The organism is Intestinimonas sp. HCP28S3_D6 (assembly GCF_052065695.1).
GTDB lineage: Bacteria > Bacillota > Clostridia > Oscillospirales > Oscillospiraceae > Intestinimonas.
In genome coordinates, this window is record NZ_JBQHTM010000156.1 from 1 (window position 1) to 377 (window position 377).

General features: G+C 51.2%; 1 protein-coding gene. It reads right to left on the bottom strand.

Features of this window, described 5'->3' with window-relative positions; genetic code table 11:
• A partial coding sequence (locus ACTNBK_RS17210) for a recombinase family protein (RefSeq protein ID WP_441147922.1) occupies positions 1-377 on the bottom strand: 377 nt, incomplete at both ends.

Consider the following 377-nt stretch of genomic DNA (forward strand, 5'->3'; position numbering starts at 1 on the left):
GTCATAGATTTTGCGAATCACCGGCGCAGTCTCCGGGTCAAGGATCAAATGCCCCCGATCCTCCGGGTCACGCATCAGCCCCAGGGGAGGCTGTCCGCCACAGAACTTTCCCTGCCGGGAACGGGTCATACGCCCCGCCAGCACTTTCTTGGAAATATCCCGGCTATACATATCGTTCAGGATATTCTTGAACGGCGTGATGTCCATTTCCTGACGGGTCAAACTGTCCACGCCATCTGTAATAGCGATATAGCGGACATTGTGTTTAGGGAAGAAGATTTCAATATAGCTGCCGGCTTCGATATAATTTCTTCCCAGTCTGGACAGGTCTTTGGTAATGACACAGCCAATTTTACCGGCCTCAATATCGGCAATCA